Below are 6860 nucleotides of genomic sequence, written 5' to 3' on the forward strand. Positions count from 1 at the left end.
TGCGACCTTGGACAGCAACGCGCTTCAATAGTGCCCGCGGGAGAGGTAAGCAGAATGTGCCGCCCTAGTTTTTTTTGACCCCGGCATTCCGCCGTTGGGGTAAAAATTTACTCTTTGACCGACTCAATCGCAAACGTCAGGGTCACCTCATCGCTGACGGCTGGCGCATATTTGCCGGCGTTGAATTCCGAGCGCTTGATCTGGGCCGTGGCGTTGGCGCCGCAAGCGTCTTTTTTCAGCATCGGGTGCGGTGCGCAGTTGAACGAGGTGACGGTCAGGGTGACTGGCTTGGTCACGCCTTTCAGGGTCAGGTTGCCTTCGACGGTGGCCAGCTTGTCGCCGCTGAAGTTGAACTTGGTCGACTTGTAGGTGGCGACCGGGAACTTGGCGGTGTCGAGGAAGTCTTCGCCCTGGATGTGCGAGTTGAACAGGGTCGAGCCGGTGTCCACCGATTTGGTGTCGATCAGCACTTCGACCGAACCGGTCTTGGCGGCGCGGTCCAGGGTGATCTTGCCGGTGGTGTTATTGAAACGGCTTTGCTGGGTCGAGAAACCCATGTGGCTGTATTCGAAACGCGGGAAGGTGTGGCTGCCATCGATGACATACACTTCCGGCGCGGCGAAAGCGGACAGCGAGAAGCCGGCGGCGGCGATAAAGGCGAGCAGTTTTTTCATGATCAATTCCTGAAGGTTGTGGATTAAGGTAAAACCGCAAGCAGCGCGCATGCACATATTGCAATCCGGCTGGCTGGTGTGGCTTCTGATGCAACGATTATGCATCGCACGAAGATCGATGTAAAACGGAAAATTTACCTAGTTAGCATCGAAAAAATCGATAATAACGGCAACCTTCTCCTCACAGCGCCTTCTGTTGTCGATTATTCAGCACACTGCTGAAAAACTCCAGCAATTTAGATGAGAATGATTCTTGTTATTATTTTCCGCGCTTGCTATCATCCCTGCCTTTTGACGCGCCACCAGCGTGACGATCGCTGCCTGCCACCCGCACTGCAGCGCCGGGCCGTATCATCCATAATAGACAGACGTAAAGCGAGCCGACCACATGACCGCAGCCATTCTTGATTCCAGCACCTTGAGCGCCACCCCGAACCCGTCCCTGCCGCGCAGCGCGCGCCTGAAGGCCGACACCTCGGCCACCCACGACGTGCTCGACAAGCGCATCATGGCCAGCGCGCCGTTCGACAGCCAGCAAAACTATGCGCGCTTCCTGCAGGCGCAATATGCCTTCCTGCGCGATGTCGACGCCCTGTACGACCATGCCGGCCTGGCCGCCCTGCTGCCCGACCTGGAACAGCGCCGCCGCTACGCCAGCATCGCCGCCGACCTGCGCGACCTGGACGCCGCCCTGCCGGCCGATTCGGCCACGCCACCGTTCGACGCGCAGCTGGACCTGGCGACCGCTTTGGGCTGGCTGTATGTCAGCGAAGGCTCGAAACTGGGCGCCGCCGTGCTGTATAAACTGGCGGGCAAGATCGGCCTCGATGAACACTTCGGCGCGCGCCACCTGGCCGGCCACCCGGACGGCCGTGCGCGCCACTGGCGCGATTTCACCGCCGTGCTGGACTCGGCGCCGCTGGACATCGCGGGCGAGGCACGCCTGATCGATGGCGCGCGCGCCGCCTTCATGCGCATGCACGGCCACGTCGAGGCGCTGGGCCGATGAGCGATGCGGGTCCATCGCCGATAGCGCCGCTGGCCGTGCGCGAAGCGCATGGCGCGCGCCTGCGCCGCTGGGCCTGGACGGCGGCCGGCATGCTGATGGTGGCGCTGGGGATTATCGGCGCCATGCTGCCCGTGATGCCGACCACGATTTTCCTGATCCTGGCGCTGGCCTGCTTCAGCCGCGCCTCGCCGCGCCTGGAACACTGGCTGTTGAACCACCCGCGCTTCGGCCACCCCTTGCGCCAGTGGCGCCAGCACCGCGCCGTCTCGCGCCGCGGCAAGGCCATGGCCTGCCTCGGCATGGCGATCGGCTTTGTCGCCATGTGCCTGGGCCATCCGCCCTGGTGGGTGATCGCCATGGTCGGCGCGATGGAAATCGCCGTATTGATTTACCTGCTGCGCCGTCCGGAAGGCCCGGCGCCAACTGCTGCGCCGCAGGCAGTGGCAGAATCTGCCCCGGCGCCGCCAGCCAGCGGACATTAAGTTCCTTCCAGCACCGTCATGCGGCATGCAAGCCGCATCGCCGCATTCTCCCCGCCGGCGAATATTCCCTCGGCAAACAGCCAGCCCGGTTTCGCGACCTGAATTTTATTCGGCAAAGAAGCTGGCGATCCACTTTTTGCCGTCTGAAACGCCGCCATAGACATTATTTGCATATCCAAAGCAAGATTCTGTCGTTAGAGTAATAACGCGATCGGGTATACTACGCAACCGACGTCGCATGGCGGCTATCCGCCGCCACCGCACGGGCACTGCCAGCGCCGCGACGCGCCAATAATAAAAGGAATCTGCATGACCACACCATCCCGCCCGCCGGTGATCCGCATCGAAGGCGCGAACAAGACCTTCGCGCTGCCCAAGGGCCAACAATTCCATGCGGTCAAGGATGTCAGCCTGGACGTCTATCCTGGCGATATCTTCGGCCTGATCGGCAAGAGCGGCGCCGGCAAGTCGACCCTGCTGCGCCTGATCAACCTGCTCGAACGCCCGGACAGCGGCACCATCACCGTGGCCGGCCGCGAACTGACCAGCCTGTCGAAAAGCGAACTGCGCGACGCGCGCCAGAATATCGGCATGATCTTCCAGCAGTTCAACCTGCTGCAAAACGCCACCGTGTTCGACAATGTCGCCTTCCCCCTGAAAATCCACGGCACCACCAAGGGCGAGCAGATCGCCGCCCGCGTCGAGGAATGCCTGGCGCTGGTCGGCCTGTCCGACAAGCAGCACAGCTATCCGGCGCAATTGTCGGGCGGCCAGAAACAGCGCGTGGCGATTGCCCGTGCGCTGGCCAGCCATCCCGACGTGCTGCTGTGCGACGAACCGACCTCGGCGCTGGACGCGGAAACCACGCGCGCGCTGCTGGACACCCTGCGCGACATCAATGCCCGCCTGGGCGTGACCATCGTGTTCGTCAGCCATGAATTGTCGGTGCTGGGCGCCATCTGCAACCGCGTGGCGGTGGTGGAAAACGGGGCGATTGCCGAACAGTTCGAACTCGCCGACACCGCCACCCCGCGCAAGACGGCGCTGGGCCGCGAGCTGGCCTATTACGGCACCGAAGCGTTTGGCGCGACCGCCTGGAAGGATGCAAGCCATGTTTGAAGAATCGATCAATAACGTCATCGCCCTGCTGCCGGAAATCTGGGTCGCGCTGGGACAGACCATGACCATGCTGGGCATAGGCCTGACCGCCGCCATCCTGATCGGCGGCCCGCTGGGCGTGCTGCTGTTCCTGGTGTCGGAAAACCAGTCGCTGGAAAACCGCCCGCTGTCGATGATACTCGGCTGGGTGGTCAACACCGTGCGCTCCTTCCCCTTCATTATTTTGCTGGTCGCCTTGACGCCATTTACGCGCGTGATCGCCGGCACCTCGATCGGCCCGCTGGCCGCCGCCGTGCCGCTGTCGTTCGCCGCGATTCCCTACCTGGCGCGCCTGGTGGAGCAGAATTTGCGCGAAGTGCCGCGCGGCGTGATCGAAGCGGCGCACGCCATGGGCGCCTCTGAAATGCAGATCATCGTGCGCGTGCTGCTGGTCGAGGCGCGTTCCGGCCTGGTGCTGGCCCTGACCGTGCTGTCGATCAGCTTCCTGTCGTATTCGGCCGTGGCCGGCGTGGTGGGCGGCGGCGGCATCGGCGACCTGGCCATCCGCTACGGCTACTACCGCTTCGAGACCGACATCATGGTCGTCACCGTCGCCATCCTGATCGTGCTGGTGCAGATCATCCAGTTCGCCGGCACCCGCATCGCCAAGCGCCTCGACAAACGTTAATCCATATTGAATCAAAGGACACTCATGAATACCATTCGCCGCAACCTGCTGGCCGCCACCGTCGGCCTGGCCCTGGCCTTCTCGGCCCAGGCCAAAGATCCGAAGGAAATCGTTATCGGCACCAGCGCCGGCCCGTATGGCGACCAGCTGAAGATCGGCATCAAGCCCATCCTGGAAAAGCAGGGTTATAAAGTCAAGATCGTCGAATTCAACGACTACGTGCAGCCGAACTACGCGCTGGCCGAAGGCTCGCTGGACGCCAACGTGTTCCAGCACATCGTTTATCTCACCAAGTTCGCCACCGATAACAAGCTGGCCATCACGCCGCTGATCACCGTGCCGACCATCCCGATTGCCATGTACAGCAGCAAGCACAAGGCACTGACCGAGATCAAGGATGGCGCCACCATTGCCATGCCGAACGACCCGACCAACCAGGCACGCGCGCTGGTGGTGCTCGACAAGATGGGCTGGATCAAGCTGAAACCGAACGTCGATCCGCTGCGCGCGTCCGAACGCGATGTGGCCGCCAATCCGAAGAAACTCAAACTGGTGCCACTGGAGGCGGCGCAGCTGCCGCGCGCGCTGGCCGATACCGACTTCGCCTTTATCAACGGTAACTTCGCCCAGGCGGCCGGCATCAAGCTGACCAGCGCCCTGGTGGCCGAGAAGATCTCGGACAGCTATATCAACCTGGTCGCCATCCGCACCGCCGACAAGGGTAAACCCTGGGTGAAAGACCTGGAAGCGGCCTACCGCTCGCGCGCCTTCCTGGACGTGACCAACAAGCACTTTGCCGGCTATGAAAAGACCGATTACCAGGTCGCGCTGGAAAAGGCCGCAGCGCCGACGACCAAGAAGTGAAGCTGTCATTGGGGGTTGAACATATTACCGGCCATTAACGGACGTAAAGCTGCATGATCACATGCATTGGATAACCGTCCTTCTATTCAAGCAGCGCCGGTGGCAGACCACCAGCGTTGAAGCCTGAGCATATCGCAGTTTTGCACTAAATCGTCATGGAGCGCGCTCAGGCCAGCTTGCAGGAAATCGCCGACGAGCTGCATTACCGCTGCGGTCTGCGCGTGTGCGCAGCAACGATTCGTAGAGCCCTACGCGCGTTAGGCGTCGCACGGCTCAAGCCACTATGCCGTACGGGCGCGGTGTGCGCCGAGGCCACCAAGCGGTATGGCTACACGGCAGCCCACAGACGCGAGGCCATCTTGCCATACAGCACCAACCTGACAGATGCTGAATGGGAGCTCGTTGCTGACCTGTTCGAGCGTACGCAGGGACAGCGAGGCACGCCCGTGCGTTACAGCCGCCGCGATTTCGTTAATGCGTGTTCTTACGTGCTACGCACGGTTGCGCATGGCGGCTACTACCCGAGACGTTTCCACCCTGGCAGGCGGTCTACAAGGCGTTTTCGCGCTGGGTTGGCGCAGGTGGTGTACTCGAACAGATACAAGACCGGCTGCGCGAACAATGGCGTGCACGTATGGGACGAGCAAGTACGCCAAGCGTGGCATTAAGTGATGCACAGTCCACCCGTATCTCGCCGTAAGGTGGCGAAAGCGGATTTGATGCAGGTAAGTCAAAGGACCCAAGTGTCATCTCGTGGTCGATATAATGGCGCTGATCATCGCAGTGTACGTAACTGCGGTCAGCGTACAAGACCAGGATGCGGCGGCAGCCGTGGTGACGCAAGCGTGCAGCAAAAGCCCTCGCCTCGAAAAGCTCTATACGGACAATGCCGATGGCGGAAAATGTGCTTATGCCATCGACTAGGCGCACCTTATTCGCGTTGAAGTGGTTCGTCATCCAGCCAATGGCACGACCGGAACGCTGCACGATCACAAGATCACCCCTGAGCATACCCCAGATATAAATGGCGGGTTTATGGCCCTTCCCATGCGTTGGGTCGTCGAAAGGCCCCATGCGTGGACTGAACGCTTGCGTCACATGGTGATGCACCGCGACCGCAAACTCAATGTCTCGGCAGCTTAGCTTGGGTTGACTGAAGCGCGTATACTGCTCTACAGACTCGCTTATAAGAGTTGATTTCGTCTACATTCACCTACTGATGCCAGCGTCTATACTCATGCGCTCACATCGTCAATCGGTCCTAATATCAAATATACTTGCTCCTGAATTTTCTATGAAATTTTTAAAAAATCCACTAAAAATATAAATTAATATATATTTCAAAATTTAAATTTCCATATGTAATTTTCCGCCCACTAAAAAAATGGAAATGGAGATGGAGACAACATGGAATTCTTTCAATTTAACAATCAGTTCGCCTCAAATTCAAAATTCAAATTAAATATTATCTGAATGCTGATTCATGCAAATTAAGCATTTCCCTAATATTAATGTATTTGCAATTTTCAAATTTCTCAAATTTTTCATTTGGTAAAACATCAAAATTAGTTCGTAATATTTTATCAACCCAAACGCTAGGATTGTAATACGGATCATATTTCAAAACAATATCAACAATTGCAATGATCTCTTTCATCAAGTTGGCTAGCCCTCTCATTGATTGAAGATTTACATGACTAGAAACATGCAAAAAATTACTTTTAACAAATTTTTCGATCTCAGCATTAATTTTAATTAATGCGGTGTGGCGACTATCGATGTCGCCCAATCCAATAATATCTAGTTCTTTGAAAAAAAATCTTATGAATAATTCAATTTTATTCAAAAAATTTGATGATATTGAATAATCTCCCCTTACCGAATCACGATATATTTTAATATAAAGTTGACGATAACAGTGGGAGCCAACAAAAGAGAAATTTAGCAATGACCTTCGCATGAGGAAATTAGGGAAGCGCTGATCAATTCGGTTTTCTGACGAGGCTGGCGCGCCAAATACCCGACCGGCAAGCCGTTCAAGCCCG

The 6860-nt window shown here is 57.7% G+C and carries 9 protein-coding genes and 1 pseudogene; 7 read left to right on the plus strand and 3 right to left on the minus strand.

The window, feature by feature from the left end; translation table 11 throughout:
* Positions 1-107: 107 nt before the first annotated feature.
* Positions 108-674, minus strand: a complete 567-nt coding sequence (locus ACP7B7_RS31330) for a YceI family protein (RefSeq protein ID WP_308921951.1) — start codon at positions 672-674, stop codon at positions 108-110.
* Positions 675-1062: 388 nt separating this feature from the next.
* On the opposite strand from ACP7B7_RS31330, the gene ACP7B7_RS31335 reads away from it, so the two are divergent.
* Together ACP7B7_RS31335 and ACP7B7_RS31340 are read left to right on the plus strand one after the other, a co-directional pair.
* Entirely contained in the window at positions 1063-1683 is a 621-nt protein-coding gene (locus ACP7B7_RS31335) for a biliverdin-producing heme oxygenase (RefSeq protein ID WP_426079319.1), read from the plus strand.
* Positions 1680-2165, plus strand: coding sequence for a YbaN family protein (locus tag ACP7B7_RS31340; RefSeq protein WP_374694200.1), 486 nt, complete (start codon positions 1680-1682; stop codon positions 2163-2165). The genes ACP7B7_RS31335 and ACP7B7_RS31340 overlap by 4 nt, the downstream gene beginning before the upstream one ends.
* On the opposite strand, the gene ACP7B7_RS31345 is transcribed toward ACP7B7_RS31340, so the two are convergent.
* A complete protein-coding gene (locus ACP7B7_RS31345; RefSeq protein ID WP_308921953.1) occupies positions 2162-2344 on the minus strand; it encodes a hypothetical protein in 183 nt (60 codons plus the stop codon). The two genes, ACP7B7_RS31340 and ACP7B7_RS31345, sit on opposite strands and share 4 nt — an antisense overlap.
* A gap of 130 nt (positions 2345-2474) precedes the next feature.
* Here ACP7B7_RS31345 and ACP7B7_RS31350 point away from each other — a divergent pair, with 130 nt between their 5' ends.
* The 5 genes and pseudogenes from ACP7B7_RS31350 to ACP7B7_RS31370 all read left to right on the plus strand — a co-directional run bounded on the left by ACP7B7_RS31350 (position 2475) and on the right by ACP7B7_RS31370 (position 5739).
* On the plus strand, positions 2475-3284 hold the full coding sequence (locus ACP7B7_RS31350) for a methionine ABC transporter ATP-binding protein (RefSeq protein ID WP_426079320.1): 810 nt from the start codon (positions 2475-2477) through the stop codon (positions 3282-3284).
* Positions 3277-3951 (plus strand): methionine ABC transporter permease, encoded by a 675-nt coding sequence (locus ACP7B7_RS31355; RefSeq protein ID WP_426079321.1) that lies wholly within the window; start codon positions 3277-3279, stop codon positions 3949-3951. Before ACP7B7_RS31350 ends, ACP7B7_RS31355 begins: the two co-directional genes overlap by 8 nt.
* Before the next feature lie 24 nt (positions 3952-3975).
* On the plus strand, positions 3976-4815 hold the full coding sequence (locus ACP7B7_RS31360) for a MetQ/NlpA family ABC transporter substrate-binding protein (RefSeq protein WP_426079322.1): 840 nt from the start codon (positions 3976-3978) through the stop codon (positions 4813-4815).
* 155 nt (positions 4816-4970) lie between these two features.
* Positions 4971-5515 (plus strand): annotated as a pseudogene (locus ACP7B7_RS31365) (transposase).
* A 65-nt stretch (positions 5516-5580) separates the two neighbouring features.
* A complete protein-coding gene (locus ACP7B7_RS31370) occupies positions 5581-5739 on the plus strand; it encodes a hypothetical protein (RefSeq protein ID WP_308921957.1) in 159 nt (52 codons plus the stop codon).
* 541 nt (positions 5740-6280) lie between these two features.
* Here the strand turns inward: ACP7B7_RS31370 and ACP7B7_RS31375 are convergent.
* The coding region (locus ACP7B7_RS31375) for a hypothetical protein (RefSeq protein WP_426079323.1) at positions 6281-6860 on the minus strand (580 nt) is incomplete at its 5' end.

This window comes from Janthinobacterium sp. PSPC3-1 (genome assembly GCF_049896105.1).
In the GTDB taxonomy this organism is placed as follows: Bacteria; Pseudomonadota; Gammaproteobacteria; order Burkholderiales; family Burkholderiaceae_D; genus Janthinobacterium.